This window comes from Mesorhizobium sp. AR02 (assembly GCF_024746835.1).
Classification (GTDB): Bacteria; Pseudomonadota; Alphaproteobacteria; order Rhizobiales; family Rhizobiaceae; genus Mesorhizobium.
In genome coordinates this window covers 549,025-568,285 of sequence record NZ_CP080530.1, presented here as the reverse complement: position 1 = coordinate 568,285, position 19,261 = coordinate 549,025, and the positions used below count along the sequence as shown (strand labels likewise).

The window sequence follows — 19,261 nt, the reverse complement described above, 5'->3', positions numbered from 1 at the left end:
GGTCATGCACGATACCAGAGTCGCACCGCTCCTGCAGATCAGGGACCTTCGCGTTCGGATCGATTCGACACGCGGATCAACCGAGATTTTGCGGGGCATCGATCTGGATATCGGCCGCGGCGAGATTCTCGGCCTTGTCGGGGAATCCGGATGCGGGAAAAGTGTCACCTGGCTTGCCATCCTTCGGGTCCTGGGACGGCAAGCAAAGACTACCGGTTCCGTTCTCTTCGAAGGATCGAACCTTCTGGATCTCAACGAAAAAGCCATGGCTGCCCTTCGTGGCCGGCGCTTGGCAATGATTGTCCAGGATGCCACTGCCTCTCTTAATCCGATCCACACGATCGGCTTCCAGCTTGCCGAAACACTGGTTTTGCATCGTAAGATCGGATGGGGCACCGCGCGCGGCGAAGCAAAGCGATTGCTCGATCGGGTTCGCATACCAGGCGCACAGCGGCGTCTCGGTCAATATCCTCACGAGCTTTCCGGGGGCACGAACCAACGTGTCGCAATCGCCATGGCTCTGGCCGGAGAGCCCGACCTCCTTGTCGCAGATGAGCCCACAACGGCGCTCGATGTTACGGTGCAGGCCCAAATCTTGGACCTGCTCAAAGAGATCAGAAGCGACACGGGTACATCAATCGTCCTCATCTCGCATGATCTAGGCGTGGTGCGCGAAACCAGCGACCGGATTGCCGTAATGTATGCGGGAAGACTCGTGGAGATGGCGCCATCGGCTGATTTCTGGCACAGGGCGCGACATCCTTATACGCGTGGTCTTCTCGCCGCCGCTCCCGATATCGATGAGCCGGTCGGCCGGTTACGAGCGATTCCGGGTCACGTTCCGGCACCAAGTGACATCTCGAGCGGATGCGCATTCGAGGCCCGATGTGCCGAGGCGATGCCGAGTTGTTTACTGATGACGCCGGCAATGGCCATGGTTGCGAACGGTCATTGCGTCGCCTGCCTTAGAACTCAGTCCTCCGACGCGGAGACGGATAAGGTGAAGGTTCCGGCATGACATCGTTTCTAACTGTGCAGGGGCTGACGAAGCATTTCAGTGTCCGATCCCGGGCGGGTCCATTTTCGCCCAAGGTTCCGTTAAAGGCAGTCGATGACGTGTCCTTTTCCCTGAAGCGGGGAGAAACGCTCGGCGTCGTTGGCGAGTCTGGTTGCGGCAAGTCGACAACCGGCCGCCTCGTTCTCGGGATGATGGCGCCGACACGTGGGTCGATCCTGCTTGACGGCATGCCGGTGCAAACGCGCCGCGATGCCGTCTGGCGAGCGCAAAGACAAAGAATGCAGATGGTCTATCAGGACCCCTTGTCTTTTCTTGATCGACGTCTCCCGATTGGCCGCCAGGTCATGGAACCGCTCGTCGTGCACGGCGTAGGTTCCTCCATGGCGGAGCGCAGAGAAAAGACCCAGGCTCTGTTGTCGACCGTCGGGCTGCGGCCGGACCAGTTTGCCAGCTACCCTCACGAACTCTCGGGCGGTCAGCGGCAGCGAGTGATCCTGGCGCGGGCACTGGTCCTCGATCCAGATCTTCTGGTATGCGACGAGCCGGTTTCCGCCCTCGACGTCTCTGTCGGGGCGCAGGTGGTCAATCTGCTCAAGGATGTACAGGCCAGCAGAGGTCTCACCTATCTGTTCATCAGCCACGATCTGAAGATCGTTCGCCAGATCGCTGACCGAGTGATCGTTATGTACCTCGGCAGGATCATGGAGGAAGCAGCCGCCACAGAACTTTTCCGGAATCCCCTGCATCCCTATACGCAAGCGCTGCTTTCGGCGGTCCCCAGCTTGAAACCACAGCCTCAGCGCCGCCTTATTATCCAAGGGGATCCGCCCAATCCGATGGAAGTCCCGAACGGATGCGTCTTGCATCCACGCTGCCCTCGCGCATCGACGCTGTGCCAAACAGAACGGCCAGAGCTGCGTATCGTCGCGCCAAACCGCTCCGTAGCGTGCCATCACCCCCAAGACGACATGGTTTCCTCGCGCGGGAAAATGGAGAACGCGTGATGTTGGAATATATCTCCGCGCGCTGCTTGCGTGCCTTGGCGACCCTTCTGTTGATCGTGACAATCACTTTCGTCGTCCTTCGCCTCTCAGGCGACCCGGCCATCAATATTCTGGGCCTCGATGCCTCGGGCGAGGCCATCCGCGAATTTCGCCGAAGCTGGGGGCTCGACCAGTCCATATGGATTCAATATGTCAGATATCTGCAGGCGGTCATGGAGGGAAATCTCGGACGCTCCATGCTTGACGGGCGCAACGCATTGGACGCCGTCATGGAACGCTTGCCGGCGACGTTGGCGATCACCGTTCCTGGCTTTATCCTGCAATTGCTGATCGGCATTCCGGCTGGCGTATTCAGTGCCCTTTGGCGCAACACTTGGGCTGATCGGCTCATCATGACCGGTTCGATTGTCGGCTTCACCATGCCGAGCTTCGTCCTCGGTCTGCTGTTGGTAATGCTGTTTGCCGTCAGATTGCACTGGCTCCCCTCTGGAGGTGCGGGCACTATCTTGCATGTTATCCTGCCCGTGCTGACACTCGGCGTGTTCGGTGGCGCAACGCTGGCCCGATTCACACGTTCGGCGATCATCGACGTACTAGGCCAGCCGCACGTGCGGGCCGCGACGCTCAGAGGGATTCCGCGTTCGCAAATTATGTTGCTCCACGTGGTTCCGAACGCTGCCCTACCGATCGTCACCATCATTGGACTGATGCTGGGTCGCCTGGTGGCGGGAGCGGTGGTCGTTGAAAGCGTGTTTTCCTGGCCAGGAATTGGTCGATTGCTGGTCTCTTCGGTCGCAAACCGGGATCTCGCCGTCGTTCAGACGATCCTGCTGATGATAGGCGCCGCCATGGTTCTCGCCAACTTCGGCGTGGACCTACTCTATGGGCATCTAGATCCCCGTCTGCGGCACGGGCAGAGCGACGGCGCAAGCAAAGGATGACCCAGATGGCTACGGTTGCGGCTCGCTCTATGCCCAGTTGGCGCCGCGTGGCGCGGCGTTTTCCTCCTTCAGTGCTCCTCGCCGTTCTCTGGATCGCGGTCATGGGTGTAATCGCGCTGTTGGCAAACCATCTCGCTCCCTTTGACATAGCGGCGACGGATTTGCGTGCACGCCTTCGCCCTCCCGTTTTCCTGGTCGGGGGAGACTGGACGCATCCTCTTGGAACCGACCAGTTGGGCCGCGATACGCTTTCGCGTCTGTGTTCGTCGATCCGAACGAGCATGACGATCGGGCTAATTTCGACATTCATCGCGGCTGCCATTGGAATCGGTCTCGGGTTCCTTGCAGCCCACAGCCGGGGTCGTCTCGAACAGATCATCCTGATGCTGATCGATGCTCAAGCCGCCATTCCCTTCATGATCGTCGCGCTCGCCGTTCTCGCCTTTTTCGGCAACAGTCTCGTCCTTTTCACGGTGCTCCTGGGCTTTTTTGGCTGGGAGCGCATCGCCCGCCTCTGCCGCGGACTGGCTCTGTCAGCATCCGAGCAGGGCTATACAATTGCAGTACGGGATATCGGTGCTTCGCCTATGCGCGTGTATGCGCTTCACATCCTCCCTAACGTTGCCTCCAGCGTGATCGTCGCTATGACGCTCAATCTGCCTGAAGTCATCTTGCTCGAAACGAGCCTGTCATTCCTTGGACTTGGTGTGCAGCCACCGCTATCGAGCCTTGGCAACATGCTTGGAGCTGCGCGTGATTATATGGAAGGGGCGCCTTGGCTGGTCTTCATCCCGAGCGCCGTTATCATGCTCACTGCGTTATCGATTTCCGTTATCGGTGATTGGCTGCGGGACCGGGCCGATCCCACCAACGAAAGCGGCCATTGAGCGATCGCCCTGACGACGCCGAGATAGCGTATCCAGCATGGTCGTCCATCCTTAGATGTCCGAGTGGTTCGTTCCCCTGAAGGCATTAGCATGAGTATTGCTCAACCGAGTGAACGCCGACACGCAATATATTACTCGCCAAGCCCCAGACACCCGCTGGCTACGGCGGCCGTGCATTGGCTTGGTCGGGATCCGTTTGGAAGTATTTATGCCACCGACGCTGCCCAACCCGAGGGCGAAACAGTTCTCACCTCGGAGCCGCGCCGCTATGGTTTCCACGCCACGCTCAAAGCACCGTTCCGATTAAGAGAAGATACTTCGGTCGAGGAACTAGAACACGCTCTCGGCAGCTTTGCTGCGTCCCGGCCGCCCTGCCCGATCGGATCTTTGAAAATCGATCTGATTGGTGGCTTCTTCGCACTCGTGCCCGTTTACCCGATCCCAACCTTGCGCGGTTTTGCGGCGCAGATCGTTGAAGAATTCGATCGGTTCCGCGCGCCGATGGATGCAGGCGAACTCGAGCGGCGCATGAGCCGCCAGCTCGACGAGGTCGAGATGACTAACCTCGTAACCTGGGGCTACCCCTACGTCTTGGACCGGTTTCGCTTCCACATGACCTTGACCGATCGCGTGCCCGAAGACGGGCGCGCAGCAACGCGGGCGCGCCTCAAGGAGAGGTTCGAGCCGTTTCTATCCGAAGATTACCATATCGATACCCTGTCGCTCTTCGTGCAGGAACACCGTGGCGCCGATTTCGCGGTCCGATCGCAGTTCGCACTGAAGACCGGCGCGGCCCTTATGTCGGTGGTTTGAAGCCCATGAAATTGTCTGGCGGCTTTGTCCTTGTCGTCGGTCCCAGCGGCGCCGGCAAGGATACCCTTATCGACTTTGCGCGCGTTCGACTTCGGGCCGTTCCGCGTATTCACTTCGTACGCCGGATCATCAGCCGCCCGGCAAGTATCGGCGAGGATCACGAACCTGTCGATACGATCGAATTCGACCGTCGTGCTCGCGAAGGTGGGTTCTCGCTCCATTGGCAGGCGCACGGCCTTTCCTACGGAATCCCATCGGACATCAACGAATGGCTCGAACGCGGCGATGTCGTGGTAGCCAATGGCTCTCGAGCCATCCTGCCGGAAGCGCGGAGGAAATACCCGCAATTGCTCGTCGTCAATATTACCGCGCCCATGGACGTTTTGGCGTTGCGTCTGGTCGAACGGGGGCGGGAAAATCTGGAGAGCATCAGGCAGCGGCTGCTTCGGAGCGAACAGCAAAGCATCGAAGGTGGAGATGTGCTGCATATCGACAATTCCGGTCAGCTGGAGATTGCCGGAGAACGCCTCCTTGCCGTGCTCACCGCACAACTTGGCGTGACCATATGAGGTGCGTCCTTGGCGAAGACGCCTCACCCTATCTCACGGTTATCGGATTTTCTGGTTCTCTCGATTGTGTCTTTGTTTTTTGTTGTAAGGCGCCCGCGCTCGTGAATTCGAGGCAGAGAACGAGAATAATCTCATGGTGAGATCACACAGTGCGAAGAGGTCAGTCGATCTCGACGAATTTGATCTGGCTATTTTAGATATTGTGCAGCGGGACAGGGAAACTCCGCTCCGCGTTATCGCTGAACGTGTGAACCGCTCTACTGCGGCGGTCCAGCGCCGCCTTCGTAGATTGGAGGAAGTTGGCGTCATCACCGCACACGTTGCGCTCGTCGACTCAACCTTGGTGGGAAAACCCATTACAGTGATCGTGGAAGTCCACATAGATCGAGTGCAGCTAGACCTGCTAAACGAAATCAAAAGACGGTTCTCTGGCCCTGAAGTGCAGCAATGCTACTATGTAGCCGGCGAAGCGGACTTCGTTCTCATCTTGTCGGTAGCAACGATGGAGGAATATAACTGTGTCGTACATCGACTGTTTTACACGAGCGAAGACGTAAAATGGTTTCGCTCCACGGTGGTGATGGATCGGGTCAAGGTTGGCCTTACTATTCCATTGGCCACTGAATGAGTGCGGGTACGCACTACGATATGTGTTCTCTCGTTCGGGCGCAAGATTTTTCGAGAGGCTCATCCGCCCAATGTATGCAGCCGCGAGCCCTCAAGCATGTTGTCCGGATACTCTGCTGAGATGAAGGTCTGGCACCGGACCGAGATTGGGATCGCTGCTCCTTTTCCGTTCGCGCCGCGCAGTCCAGCCAAGCGATTTGATCGTTGTTCTGATGGATTACGAGGACCGAAGATGAATAGGGTTATCGTTGTTCAGGCAAATGCAAAAAAATTTCATTGACCGGGCAAAAAACGCGCACACTTATCGTCCTTCGTGCAATACGTTCTCTCCCGCAAAGGGTGAAGAGGGATCGCCCTCGCCAAAAGTATAGACACTGACAAACCTCACACCCAGGCATAGCTATTTGTAGATAATCCAGGGAAAACGCCGTCATGCACTGGCGCTCGAAGCTTATTCACCCCACCGCTCAGGCCCCGTCGGGGTTCCGCTCGCTCGTGACGCCGACCTATCGGGCTTCGACCATTCTGTTCGAGCGGCAGGCCGATGCGGCAGACGATTGGCGTCAGAGCGAGGTCGGTTATACGTACGGCCTGTATGGAACGCCTACCGTGCTGGAACTTGGGGCGCGTATTGCGGAACTGGAGGGCGCACGCCACAGCTTTGTTGTCCCTGGCGGCCAAGCTGCTATTGCCTCGATCTATTTCGCCTTCTGCAAGGCTGGCAGTCACGCGCTCGTACCAGCTTCCGCCTATGGGCCGAACCGCGAGCTCGCGGACGGTCTGCTCGCACGGCTCAACATCGAGGTCGAAGCCTATGACCCTCTGATCGGCGGCGGCATTTCGGCCCTCATCCGTGACAACACGGCGCTGATCTGGACCGAAAGCCCAGGCTCGGTGACGATGGAGGTACAAGACGTGCCAGCCATAGTGGCAGCGGCGCATTCCCGGGGGGTGCCGCTTGCCCTTGACAATACCTACGCAGCCGGTGTGCTGTTCGACGCCTTCGCCAAGGGCGTAGATGTCAGCATGCAGGCGCTCACGAAGTACGTAGGGGGCCACAGCGACCTTCTGCTCGGCACGGTGTCGGTTGGGACGCAAGCGGCGTACGACGCGGTCGGACCCGTGCTGAAACAGCTCGGCGCGGCCGTCTCCCCGGATGATGCAAGCCTTGCCTTGCGTGGGCTACAGACGCTCGGCGTGCGACTGGAGCGCCTCGAATCATCGACGCTGCAGGTCGCCAATTGGCTGGTTGCCCAGCCGGGAATCGAAGCCGTCTTTCATCCCGCGCTCCCGTCATGCCCGGGCCACAAGTTTTGGCAGCGCGACTTCACAGGCTCGGCCAGCGTGTTCTCGATCCTGTTCTGCCGTGAGGTTGACCCTGGGCAGGTCGAAGCCTTCGTTGATAGTTTGAGGTTGTTCAAAATTGGCTTCAGCTGGGGCGGCACAACCGCACTGGCGATCCTCTATCCAAAGCTTGACCGACCGGGCAAGGACTATGACGGGCGCCTTGTACGGCTCAATATTGGCCTGGAGGAGCCTTGCGATCTCATTGCGGATCTCGAGCAGGCTCTCGGGCGCATCAATCGGCCCGGCGCGACCGCTGGCTGACCTCTCATCTACGAACGAGGAGCCGACACACTCATCGGTGTTGTCATGACGGCGGATGGCTGTCGCGGTGTTGTCACATCAAGTCCCTGGGGGTCTTTAGTTCTTAGTCGTCCGTGAAGAACTCGGAACGCTTTGATTCATTTTGCTTTTTCGTTCCATAACGGGGCTGGATTTTGCCGAATTTCGTGGCTTTGAGCGGCGATTTCCGGCAATTTGAAAGCGTGCCTGTACGCGTGATTCGACTGTTGTGGCGAAGCTGCGAGGGAGCGAGCGATGCGGCCGAAGGAACGGCGCGAGAGCGGCCAGACCGACCTGTTGCGATCCCGGCTCGACCAGATCCTCAATATGGATCATGCGCTTGTGCAACTGGCCAAGGCGATCGACTGGCGCTTTTTGGAAGAACGGCTTGGCGCGGTCTATGACGACGATCCCGGCCGGCCGCCGCTGCCGACACGGCTGATGGCGGGCCGGGCCATCCTCAAGTCGATGCACAACCTGTCCGACGAGGCGCTGTGCGAGCGCTGGCTGGAGAACCCCTATTACCAGCAGTTCTGCGGGGAAGAGTTCTTCCAGCACCGCCTGCCCTTCGACCGCACCTCGCTGACGCGCTGGCGTCTGCGCATGGGCGAGGAGCGGCTGATGGCCTTGCTCCAGGAGAGCCTTGCGGCAGCGACCCGGTTGGGCGCGGCCAAACCGGCGGACTTCCGTGCGGTGATCGTCGACACCACCGTGCAGGAGAAGGCCATCACTTTCCCGACCGACGCCAAGCTGATGCATCGCGCCCGCGAGCGGCTGGTGAAGCTGGCCAGGAAACATGGCATCGGCCTGCGCCAGTCCTATGCGCGGGTCGGCAAGTTCGCGCTGATCAAGCATCAGCGTTATGCCCACGCCAAGCAGTTCAAGCGGGCCAACCGGGCGCTCAAGCGACTGCGCACCATGCTCGGTGCGGTGATCCGCGACATCACCCGCAAGCTCGCCGGGCGGCCGGAACTGTCGCAGCCCTTCGCCCTGCCGCTGTCGCTGGCCCGACGTGTCAGGGACCAGCGCCAGCGCGAGCGGGGCAAGAAGCTCTACTCCCTGCATGCTCCCGAGGTGGAGTGCATCGGCAAGGGCAAGGCCCACAAGCCCTATGAGTTCGGCGTCAAGGTCTCGGTCGCCACCACGCTGCAGCGCAGCCGCGGCGGCCAGTTCGTCGCCCACGTCAAGGCGCTGCCCGGCAATCCCTATGATGGCCACACGCTGGCCACCGTCATCCCCGCCATCGAGACCGCGGTCGGCGTCACCCTCGGCAAGATCGTCACCGATGCCGGCTATCGCGGCCACAACGCGCCGAAGGACAAGATGTTCAAGGTTCATGTCGCCGGCTACAGGCGCGGCCTCACCAAGACCATCAAGCGGGCACTGCGACGCCGGGCCGCCGTCGAACCGGTCATCGGCCATCTCAAGAACGACCATCGCATGGGCCGCAACTTCCTGGCCTTCGCCGAAGGCGATGCCAACAACGCAGTGCTCGCCGCCGTCGGCTACAACTTCAGCCTCTTGCTCAACTGGCTGAGGCTTTTGTGTGCCTTCTTCCTGGCGCTGTTCGCAGCCGCCGCAACGCTGCCGCTCCAGTCACGATCAGCCTAACCGACGTGCCGATTGCTAGCCCCATCCGACCGAGCCCTGCTCGCAGCTCACCATCGGCGAATTGGGCCTTCTTCACGGACGACTTCTTAAGAGCCGGTATGGAAACAAATGGCCGGCTCTCGCGTCCGGGTGATCTTTGGTATCTGGACCGGCGGCAAAGCGGCGTTGCCTGAAACTAAGGTGCCTTAAGGCTTCGCAGGCACAGGAACCTAATGTGACAAAACCCATACCTGATGGACATCGCTTGCCGTCAGTCGGGCATCCAGTATCGCAAATATTGCGCCACCTGGGGCACGAGCGCATAGATATCGCATGAATGCGGTCTTCCCACGCACGGCAATCGTCCACCAGATTCTGGGCCGCCCTGAGGCGATTGTCGTCCTAGAGGCCCCCGCCGGCATGGGCAAGTCGGTGATTTTGAACCAGATCGCCCGGCAGAAAAAGCTCAGGGTTCATGCCGACGCCAACCCGCCGAAGCTGCAAACCAACGGGCTTGCGCTGTGGGACATCCCGCCCCATGCGATTGCGGGACCGTTGCCGGAGCAGCTTCTGTCCGGCGGCAGCGGGGCCATAATCGCTAAACGCCCGGACACGGAAATACCAGGCCTGCCCCGCGCTCTCGCCTATGGCGCGGCACATGTGCTGGATCGGGAGATGCTGCTGGTTTCCGCCGAGGAGGGCGAGCGATTCTTTGGACCGAAGCAGGCGAGGCGGATAATGGCGGTTTCGGGTGGATGGCCGCTCATTGCTTTCCGCGGCGACAGCTTTGGCAACCTGTCGCAGTTCCTGCGCTTCGAGTTTCTCGCTGATATGGTTGACGAAGAATTGGTAGATCTGAAGCTGCTTGCCGAAGGTGCCGCGCTACCGCCTCGCAGCAGTGATGGACTTTTTCCGATAGCGCGGGTGGGACAGAATCGCCGACTTCAGCTTTGCGCGCAGGGTCTCTCCAGCCACTTGTCCTCAGCTGTCGAGGCGGTGATATCGGAGCGCCTGTCGACACCGGCGGGCGCCAATGCGATTGCCGAAACCTATGCCGAACACGCAAGGCCGGTGGATGCGATCACCACATACCAACAGGTCGGCTTTTACGACAAGGCGCTGGCCGAGTTCAACCGCGCCGGCGGCCTGTTCTTCATCTACTTCCACGGCACTGCCGCAAACGACCGCGTGCTTGCCGGCTTTCCTGCTAGCTACGCGCATCAAAGCGAAATCCTTGTCCTGTCGCTGGCGCTGCAGTCGCTCAAGCGCGGGGATATTTCTCGGGCACGGCGGCTGATCGCCGACCGGTTCGGCGACAGCGCCAATGATGTCGAGACCGTGTTCGCCTCGCGCACGCTGTTCTCCCGCGAGTTCCGGGAATTCCGCTTCCTGATGCTGATCTATGAGGATCACCAGTTCAGTGAGGAACTGCTCGCCACACTTTTCAACTTGATTGCCGAATTCCCGGGTGACGCGCATCTCTTCCGCGGCACTTTTTACAATTCGATGCTGGAATATTACATCCGCCGCCGCGAATTCGCCAAGGCCGAGCAGATGGCGCAGCGGGCCATGCATCACTATCAGTCCGCCCATGCGCCGATACTCAGCTTCTATATCAGCCTGCACCAGGCGATGATGGCGTTGATGAAAGGCGACACGATCGCGGCCCGCAAACATGCGATGCTATCGGCGAAGAGCCTCTCGGAGGTGCCGTTCGAAACGCCGAACGACATGCGGCTGCAGGCGCTCTTGGAGGCTTGCGTCGAATATGACGGCGGCCGGGCCGAATCTTTGGCGCGCTTCCTCAACACCGAAATCGACGATTTTTCGCATAGCGAGATCTGGCCGAGCCTTATGGAATTCACCCTACTCTATGGCAGCCAGGCGATGGCCACCCATTTCTCGCTGCTGGCGGCGCGCGGGTTCCTTGACCGCTGGCGGGTGTATCAAATTTCCAACCATGCCTTCCAGGCCATGGTTAGCATCCGCGAGGCCATCATCCTCCAGAATGCCAATCGCTGGTCGGAGGCCGCGACGCGGCTGAGAAGCATCGGCACATCAATCGATAGCGACTGGGTGCTCGCCCATCCCGGCGACGTGTCCCGCCTGGTCGACCGCGACGATATCAGCTTGCTGCTAGCCTGGATGCGGCAAATCCTGCATGAGCAGCCCGATCTGCCGCAGATCGAAACGCTGCTCGCCGCTACATTGAGCAATTTGAGTATCACGGACCGGCAGCGTATGGGGGTCAACGTCTGGCTCGCCCATGTCCACCGCCGTCGGCGGGATCTCACCAAGGCGCGCGCCATCCTGCTGCGCGTGTTCGAGGATGCGGCCCGACTGGGTTCGATCGCGCCGCTTGCCGAGGAGAAACTCTTCCTCGGCGAACTGTTGGACAACAAGCGCATCAGCGAATTCCTCGGCGCTTCCTCATCGGCACGCCAGGTGATCCGCAAACTGCGCGACAGCGGCCATCTGAGCCCCGTCCCCGGCATCCGCAGCGAACTGTCGCGGCGTGAAAACAAGATTCTGGTGATCGTCTCCGAGGGTGCCGCCAACAAATCGATCGCCGTCATGCTCGGCGTCAGCGAGGCGACGGTGAAATTTCATCTGGGTAACGTCTATCGCAAGCTCGGCTGCCGGACCCGGCAGGAAGCGATCAGCATCGCCAGGGCTACCGGGATCGTGGGCTAGAGCCGCGCAGGCTTCTGTGTGCCCTAAGTCGACCCGCAATTTGCACATTGTATTTTAGGCCACGATTAGCGGTTTGTTTCGCTCGTCATGATATTCGTCACCGATAACTGATAATCATGCTCACCTCTGGACGGATGTTCCGCTCCCACTCGGTTACGCGTGCTCTTTGGTGCGTCTGCGCCTCTCCACAAATTGCTGATCGGGTTAATCGATGCTTGGCTGGCGGCGGGCCTGCTATGACGCCTTGGCTTAGACCTGTTTATTACCGCATCGCACCCTATGAACCGCGTCGCAAAAAACTGCCGCACATCATCCGGCATCGCCTGACGTACGGCTGAGGACGCCCCGTAGCAAACACCTCACGCCAGCCGACCAATGACCTAGCCATGCGACCGCAGTTCCGCAAAACCTATACCATTTAGATGAAAACCTAGACTTCCATCGCGTTGTCGCCGCGCCCGTTGGCTGCAATTCTGCCTCCAACGCAGAGGCAGTTGCCCCAAACGATCGACAAGACGGCCGAAGGCCGCTGGGAACGAAGCTAACCGGGAGTCGCTATGAACAAGCTCAGATTTTTCGCGTCCACCACGGCGTTGACGCTGATGATCGGCTCGGCCGGCGTTTCCACTGCTTCCGCGGAAACGGTCGTTACCATGAACACGGTGCAAATCTTCAGCACAATCGACCCGGCCAAGATCTCCGATTATACCGACTACATGGCCGCCGTGAACCTTTATGACGGCCTGGTCACCGTCGATTCCAAGGGCAATTTGGTGCCCGAATTGGCCGAAAGCTGGTCGATGTCGCCGGATGCCAAGGAGGCGACGTTCAAGCTGCGTGCCGACGCCAAATTCTCGGACGGCTCGCCGGTCACCGCCGCCGATGTCGTCTACACCGTCAATCGCCTGCTGAAGATCAACCAAGGTCCGGCGACGCTGTTTGCCGGCGTGCTCAGGCCCGGCTCGGTGACCGCCGTCGACGACAAGACGGTGAAGTTCACGCTCGAAAAGACCTTCGCGCCCTTCCTGAGCACGGTGCCGGCGATCTTCATCGTCAATTCCAAGGTCGCCAAGGCCAATGAAGGCAGCGACGACGGCCAGACCTATTTCGCCACCCATGCGGCCGGGGCCGGCGCCTATCAGCTCAAGGACTGGGACCGCAGCGCGAAGATGACGATCGTGCGCGACAAGAACTACTATAAGGGTTTTGGCAAAGGCCCGATCGACGAGGTGCGCTTCATCATCACGAATGACGAGGCAACGGTGAAATCGCTGGCGGCCTCCGGCGAACTGACGATGTCGAGCCAGTTCCAGTCCCCCGATACCTACAAGGCGCTTGAGGAAATGGGGCGGTTCAACATCGTCAGCCAGGACACGACGATCGCCTTCTACCTGAAGCTCAACACCAAGGTGCCGCCGACCGACGACGTGCATATCCGCCGGGCGATCGCGCTCGCCACCGACTACCAGACTGTCCGCCACGACATTTATCCTGGAGGCGAGATGCGTGGCCCGCTGCCAAACGGTTTCTCGGATTTCTATGCCTCGGACCTGCCGGAGCAGAAATACGACCTCGAAGCGGCAAAGGCGGAGATCGCGCAATCGAAATATGCCGGCCAGGAAATCCCGATCACGCTCGGCTGGGAGGCCGGCACCAAGTACGAGGAAGAAATCGGCCTGCTCATGCAATCCAATCTCGAGCAGATTGGCTTCAAGGTGACCCAACAATCCAATCCGTGGAACCGGGTGACCGAGCTCGCCTCGAAGGTGGAGACGACGCCGGCGATCAACCAGATATTCTTCGGTCCGACCTATCCTTCGCCGGATTCGATGTTTTATGCTCAGTACCATTCCAAATCGGCCGGCACCTGGATGTCGATGGAATGGCTGCAGGATAAGGATATCGACAAGATGATCGACGACGCCCGCTCGACAGTCGACGTCAAGAAGCAGGCCGAGATCTACAAGCAATTGCAGCACAAGATCGTCGAAGCGCAGCCGGATGTGTTCCTGCTGACTCAGCGCGTGCAGCATGCCATGGACAAGTGTCTGACTGGCTTCAATGCCGTGCCGATGCAGTCCTTCGATTATAATTTCGCCCGCTATTCCTGGATCTGCAAATAACCGCGTTGCCTCCCGAGACCGGCCTCTTCCGCGAATGGAAGGGGCCGGACCTCGAGACGCTGACTGGTGATCCGCCATCGACGGCTGCTCCCGGCGCAAACGCTGTTGTCCCATTCGCTCAGAGAAGGCTTCTTTAGTTGGAATTCCTGCTTTCCCTCGTCCGGCGAATACTGTGGTCGATCCTCGTCCTCGTGGGCCTGTCGATCGTGATCTTCGGCATCGCCCGCGGCATGCCGGGCGACCCGGCCCGGCTGGCGCTCGGGCCGCGGGCGACGCAGGAGCAGGTCAATGGGCTGTCCCACAGCCTCGGCCTCGACCGACCGCTCTACGAGCAATATGGCATGTTCGTCTCCGGCCTCGCCAAAGGCGATCTGGGCCTGTCGCTGCTCACCAAGCGGCCGGTTAACGACGACATCCGCGACACATTCGCGGCAACCTTCGAACTGGTACTGGCGACCATCAGTCTGGCCTTTGTGCTCGGTGTGCCGCTCGGCGTCATGGCCGCCCGCTGGAAGGACAAATGGCCGGATAATCTCGTGCGGCTGATCGCCATCGTCTCGGCTGTGACACCAAGCTTCTTCCTTGCGCTTCTCTTGCAGATTCTGGCCGGCTATGTGCTGCACATCCTGCCGACCACCGGGCGACTGCCGCCGACCATGACCTTTTCGGCCGACATTACCGGCCTGATAACGATAGACTCCCTTCTCCATGGTCGACTGGACGTTTTTGGCGAGGCATGGCGCTACCTGCTGCTGCCGTCGATCGCGCTTTCCGCCGCGACCATGGGCCAGATCGCCCGCATTACCCGCGCTTCGATGATCGATGTCTCCAGCCAGGACTATATCGAGGCAGCCCGCGCCTTCGGCATTCCAGAGCGGCTCAGGGTATTCAAATACATGCTGCGGCCCAGCTTCGTGCCGCCGCTCACCATATCCGGGCTGGAATTCGCGTCCTTGATCGGCAATGCCTTCGTGATCGAACTGGTGTTCGCCTGGCCGGGCATGGCGGCCTATGGCGTGCGCACGATCATGCAGAAGGATCTCAACGCCGTTATGGGCGTGGTGATCGTCTCCGGCGTGTTCTTCGTGCTGGTCAATCTCGTTATCGACGTGCTGGTAGGCTTCGTCGATCCCCGCGTCCGCATTTGGGGGCATCGCTGATGGCCGAGCTCGAAACCTTGGCAACTGAATCCTTGCGCCTCTCCAACGCCTATCAGAACTGGTATCGCTTCTCGCGCAATCCGACGGCGGCGATCGGGGCGGCGATCGTCATCCTCACGATCCTCGCGGCCATTTTCGCCCCCTACATCACGCCGCATCCCGAACATGTCGGCGCCGCCGTCAATTTCCGCGCCCGGCACCTGCCGCCTTCCGCAGAATATTGGTTCGGCACCGACAATGTCGGCCGCGACATCTTCACCCGGGTGTTTTTCGGCGCCCGCATCTCGCTGCTGCTGGCACTGGTGGTGGTCGGCACCGCCGTACCGTTCGGTACCGTGCTTGGCTTGCTGGCCGGCTATTTCGGCGGCTGGGTGGAGGCCGTAATCATGCGGTTGACAGACATCGCGCTTGCCATCCCGCCGCTGGTCATGGCGTTGGCCGTTGCCGCAGTGCTGTCGCCTGATCTCATCAACTCGATGCTGGCGATCGCCGGTCTCTGGTGGACTTGGCACACCCGGCTGATCTATTCGATCGCACGGCAATTGCGCAGCCAGGAATTTGTCGAAGCGGCGGAAACGCTGGGTGCCTCGAAATTCCACATTCTCTTCCACGAAATCCTGCCGAACTGCGTCTCGGCGCTCGCGGTCAAGACCTCGCTCGATTGTGGCTTCGTCATCCTTGTTGGCGCATCGCTCTCCTTCCTCGGTCTTGGCATCCAGCCGCCGACGCCCGATCTCGGTACCATGGTGTCCCAGGGCTCGGCCTTCCTGCCGGATTACTGGTGGGAATCGGTGTTGCCCGGCTTCGCCATCCTGTTCATAGCCCTCGGCTTCAACCTGCTTGGCGATGGCCTGCGCGATCTCTTCGATGTTCAGGAGGTCAAATGAGCGGGGCTTTGCTTTCCGTCCGGGATCTCTCTGTCGAGTTCACGACCTATGGCCGTACCAATCGGGTGCTCCACAACGTCTCGCTCGACGTGCCGGCCCATTCGCAGGTGGCTTTGGTGGGTGAGAGCGGTTCCGGCAAAACAGTGACGATGAAGGCGATCATGGGCCTGCTGCGCGAGCCGCCGGCCCGCATCACCTCCGGCCGTATCCTCTATGGTGGCGCCGACTTGATGACCATGCCGGTTAGTGAGCGGCTGAAGCTGCGCGGCACGGCGATGTCGATGGTGTTCCAGGACCCAATGAGTTCGCTCAATCCGGTCTTCACCGTCGGTGACCAGATGGGCACCATCCTCAAATATGCCGACAAACGTCTTGGCCGCTCGCGCGGCCGCCGCGAGCGTATGGCGCGGGTGCATGACGTGCTCGAACAGGTCAGAATGCACGATCCGGAGCGGCTGACCCGCTCCTACCCCATCCAGCTTTCCGGCGGTATGCGCCAGCGCATCCTGATCGCCATGGCCCTGCTCAGCGAACCCAGGCTCTTGATCGCCGACGAGCCGGGCACGGCCCTCGATGTGACCACGCAGGCGCAGATACTGAAGCTCCTGAAAGATCTTGTCCAGGCGCGCGGGCTGGCTCTCCTCATGATCACCCACAATCTTGGCGTTGTGCGCGAAACCTCCCATCATGTCTATGTCATGAACAAGGGCGCGGTGGTGGAGGAAGGTCCTACTGCCGCGATCTTCGAAGCACCGAAAAGCGATTACACCAGGAGCTTGATTGCCGCCGTGCCGCGGCTGACCGGCGGTATGCGGTTCGGATCGGCCGAGGTTGGAGCATGACTGGGCCGATGCTCGAAATCCGTAACCTGTCGCGGTGCTTCCCAATCCGCAACGCACTTGGCCGTCACATTGGCGAAGTGCGCGCGGTGGACGACGTCTGTTTCTCTATCGAGCGCGGCGCCGTCTATGGCCTCGCCGGCGAAAGCGGTTCGGGCAAGTCGACGATCGCACGGCTAATCATGGGGCTGGAGACGCCGAGCTATGGCGAAATCCGGATCGACGGCGAGATGATCGCGGCCGGTGCGCATTCGCGCGCCCATGGCAAGAAAGTCCAGATGGTGTTCCAGAACCCGGGCTCATCGCTGAACCCGCGGCGGACAGTGGGCCAGTCGGTCGCTGTCCCGCTCGACGCCCATGGCTTCCCGTCGCTGCAGCGCGCGCAACGGATTTCGGAATTGCTGGAAATGGTGCAATTGCCGGCAAATTTCGCCGAGCGTTTTCCGCATGAGCTTTCCGGCGGTCAGAAACAGCGCGTCGCCATTGCCCGCGCACTCGCTGTGGCGCCGAAACTGCTGGTGCTGGACGAGCCGACTTCGGCGCTCGACGTATCGGTACAGGCCAAGGTCATCGACCTGCTGGTCGATCTCGGCCGGCGGCTCGACCTGACCTATCTTTTCATCTCGCACGATCTCAGCCTGATGCGCAATTTCGCCAGCCGTGTCGGCATCCTCTATCGGGGCAAGCTCGTCGAGACCGGGAAGACCGACGAGGTCTTCTACCGTCCCCAGCATGCCTACACGCAACTGCTTCTCGCCTCGGTGCCGGTGATCTCGGCCGAGGAGGTTGCGATGCGCCCCAAGATTCAGCTGATCGACGGTGAGATTCCGACGGCCGAGAAACTCATCGAACTCAGGGGAGCCTCCGCCGCCGCTCAGGCGTCGAATGCAAACAAGACTTCAACGAGGAACAACCAGGATGATTAGAATTGGGATCGATGTCGGTGGCACCAATACCGATGCCGTCGTGATGGATGGCACGCAAGTGGTGGCCGGCGTCAAGTCCGCAACCACGGCCGATGTCATGAGCGGCGTCGTCAATGCGCTGAAGGATGTGCTGGCCGCATCCAGAATGGCGGCAAGTGCCGTCGATGTGGTGATGATCGGCACCACGCATTTCACCAATGCCGTCGTACAGCGCCGCGATTTGGCGCCGACGGCTGCGGTTCGCCTCGGCCTGCCAGCGACCGCCTCGCTGCCGCCGATGGTCGATTGGCCCGAGGACCTGAAGACGGCGATCGGCAACCATGCCTGGCTTGCCCATGGCGGCAATGAATTCGATGGTCGGGTGATCTCCCCGCTCAACGAAGAAGAGCTCTTGGGCATCGCCGCGGAGATCAAGGTGAGAGGCATCAATTCGATCGCTATCACCTCGGTCCTATCGCCGGTTTCCAACGAATTCGAGAAGCGCGCCGGCGAGATTTTCGCCAAGGCGCTGCCGGGTGCGCATATCACCCTTTCCTCCGATATCGGCCGCATCGGCCTGCTCGAGCGCGAAAATGCGGCGATCATGAATGCTTGCCTTCGCGATCTCTCGGCCCACGTAATCGAAGCCTTCCGCAAGGCCATTGCCGAGACCGGCATCAGGGGCCGCTTCTTCCTGACCCAGAATGACGGCACGCTTATGGACGCGGCCTTTGCCGAGAAATTCCCGGTGCTCACCTTCGCCTCAGGGCCGACCAATTCCATGCGTGGTGCCGCTTTCCTGTCGGGTGTCGATGACGCTATCGTTGTCGATATCGGCGGCACGACGTCGGACGTCGGTTCGCTGCAGAACGGCTTCCCGCGCCAGGCGACGGTTGCCGTCGAAGTGGGTGGGGTGCGCACCAATTTCCGCATGCCGGATGTGTTTTCGATTGGCCTCGGCGGCGGCTCGCTGGTGGTGGACGGCGAACATGGCGTCAAGGTCGGCCCGACCTCGGTCGGTTATCGCATCAACACCGAGGCGCTGATCTTTGGCGGCGAGACGCTGACCACGACCGACATCACCGTTGCTGCCGGCAATGCCGAGCTTGGCGACAAGGCCAGGGTGGCGCAATTGCCGAAAGACCTGCTCGACCGCACCCAGGCGAAAATCCTTTCCATGCTGGAGGATTGCGTGGAGCGCTCGCGCCTTTCGCCCGGCCCCCTTCCCGTCATCGTCGTCGGGGGCGGTTCGATCCTGGTCAATGGTCCGATCGGCGGCCTTGAGGTCATCAAGCCCAACCATTTCGGTGTCGCCAATGCCGTCGGGGCTGCAATCGCCCAGGTCTCCGGCGAGATCGATCGCGTCTACGCGCTGGCCGAAATCGGCCGCGATCAGGCGCTCGACGATGCCAAGGCGCGTGCCATCGATGCCGCTGTGGCAGCGGGCGCGTCGCGCGACAGCGTCGAGATCGTCGATGTAGAGGATGTGCCGCTCGCCTATCTGCCAGGCAATGCCACGCGCGTGCGCGTCAAAGCCGTGGGTGAATTGCATGTCGCGTGATCCTGTGAGACTCAAGG

General features: G+C 60.5%; 16 protein-coding genes. All 16 read left to right on the top strand.

The window, feature by feature from the left end; translation table 11 throughout:
• The first annotated feature begins 4 nt into the window (after positions 1-4).
• The 16 genes from DBIPINDM_RS02540 (at position 5) to DBIPINDM_RS02465 (ending at position 19,244) form a co-directional block, all read left to right on the top strand.
• Entirely contained in the window at positions 5-1,018 is a 1,014-nt protein-coding gene (locus DBIPINDM_RS02540) for an ABC transporter ATP-binding protein (protein ID WP_258580637.1), read from the top strand.
• Positions 1,015-2,022 carry an ABC transporter ATP-binding protein gene (locus DBIPINDM_RS02535; protein ID WP_258580636.1) on the top strand — a complete coding sequence of 336 codons (1,008 nt, stop codon included), beginning with the start codon at positions 1,015-1,017 and terminating at the stop codon, positions 2,020-2,022. Before DBIPINDM_RS02540 ends, DBIPINDM_RS02535 begins: the two co-directional genes overlap by 4 nt.
• Positions 2,022-2,963, top strand: coding sequence for an ABC transporter permease (locus DBIPINDM_RS02530; protein ID WP_258580635.1), 942 nt, complete (start codon positions 2,022-2,024; stop codon positions 2,961-2,963). The genes DBIPINDM_RS02535 and DBIPINDM_RS02530 overlap by 1 nt, the downstream gene beginning before the upstream one ends.
• Positions 2,960-3,850: an ABC transporter permease gene (locus DBIPINDM_RS02525; protein ID WP_416361674.1), complete on the top strand. Its 891-nt coding sequence runs from the start codon at positions 2,960-2,962 to the stop codon at positions 3,848-3,850. Before DBIPINDM_RS02530 ends, DBIPINDM_RS02525 begins: the two co-directional genes overlap by 4 nt.
• Positions 3,851-3,940: 90 nt before the next feature.
• On the top strand, positions 3,941-4,663 hold the full coding sequence (locus DBIPINDM_RS02520; RefSeq protein ID WP_258580633.1) for a DUF1045 domain-containing protein: 723 nt from the start codon (positions 3,941-3,943) through the stop codon (positions 4,661-4,663).
• Between the two features lie 5 nt (positions 4,664-4,668).
• Entirely contained in the window at positions 4,669-5,232 is a 564-nt protein-coding gene (phnN, locus tag DBIPINDM_RS02515) for a phosphonate metabolism protein/1,5-bisphosphokinase (PRPP-forming) PhnN (protein WP_258580632.1), read from the top strand.
• 133 nt (positions 5,233-5,365) lie between these two features.
• Positions 5,366-5,860 carry an Lrp/AsnC family transcriptional regulator gene (locus DBIPINDM_RS02510; protein ID WP_258580631.1) on the top strand — a complete coding sequence of 165 codons (495 nt, stop codon included), beginning with the start codon at positions 5,366-5,368 and terminating at the stop codon, positions 5,858-5,860.
• A 431-nt stretch (positions 5,861-6,291) separates the two neighbouring features.
• Positions 6,292-7,467, top strand: a complete 1,176-nt coding sequence (locus tag DBIPINDM_RS02505; protein ID WP_258580630.1) for a cystathionine beta-lyase — start codon at positions 6,292-6,294, stop codon at positions 7,465-7,467.
• Between the two features lie 273 nt (positions 7,468-7,740).
• Positions 7,741-9,096 carry an IS5 family transposase gene (locus DBIPINDM_RS02500; RefSeq protein WP_258580629.1) on the top strand — a complete coding sequence of 452 codons (1,356 nt, stop codon included), beginning with the start codon at positions 7,741-7,743 and terminating at the stop codon, positions 9,094-9,096.
• Positions 9,097-9,408: 312 nt separating this feature from the next.
• Positions 9,409-11,769 (top strand): helix-turn-helix transcriptional regulator, encoded by a 2,361-nt coding sequence (locus tag DBIPINDM_RS02495; RefSeq protein ID WP_258580628.1) that lies wholly within the window; start codon positions 9,409-9,411, stop codon positions 11,767-11,769.
• Positions 11,770-12,326: 557 nt separating this feature from the next.
• The gene (locus DBIPINDM_RS02490) at positions 12,327-13,892 is read left to right on the top strand and encodes an ABC transporter substrate-binding protein (protein WP_258580627.1); all 1,566 of its coding nucleotides are present in this window, start codon (positions 12,327-12,329) and stop codon (positions 13,890-13,892) included.
• Positions 13,893-14,029: 137 nt separating this feature from the next.
• Positions 14,030-15,052, top strand: coding sequence for an ABC transporter permease (locus DBIPINDM_RS02485; RefSeq protein ID WP_258580626.1), 1,023 nt, complete (start codon positions 14,030-14,032; stop codon positions 15,050-15,052).
• On the top strand, positions 15,052-15,939 hold the full coding sequence (locus DBIPINDM_RS02480; protein ID WP_258580625.1) for an ABC transporter permease: 888 nt from the start codon (positions 15,052-15,054) through the stop codon (positions 15,937-15,939). The genes DBIPINDM_RS02485 and DBIPINDM_RS02480 overlap by 1 nt, the downstream gene beginning before the upstream one ends.
• Positions 15,936-16,781, top strand: coding sequence for an ABC transporter ATP-binding protein (locus DBIPINDM_RS02475; protein WP_258580624.1), 846 nt, complete (start codon positions 15,936-15,938; stop codon positions 16,779-16,781). The genes DBIPINDM_RS02480 and DBIPINDM_RS02475 overlap by 4 nt, the downstream gene beginning before the upstream one ends.
• On the top strand, positions 16,778-17,704 hold the full coding sequence (locus DBIPINDM_RS02470; protein ID WP_258580623.1) for an ATP-binding cassette domain-containing protein: 927 nt from the start codon (positions 16,778-16,780) through the stop codon (positions 17,702-17,704). The genes DBIPINDM_RS02475 and DBIPINDM_RS02470 overlap by 4 nt, the downstream gene beginning before the upstream one ends.
• Positions 17,697-19,244, top strand: a complete 1,548-nt coding sequence (locus tag DBIPINDM_RS02465) for a hydantoinase/oxoprolinase family protein (RefSeq protein WP_258580622.1) — start codon at positions 17,697-17,699, stop codon at positions 19,242-19,244. The genes DBIPINDM_RS02470 and DBIPINDM_RS02465 overlap by 8 nt, the downstream gene beginning before the upstream one ends.
• Positions 19,245-19,261 lie beyond the last annotated feature (17 nt).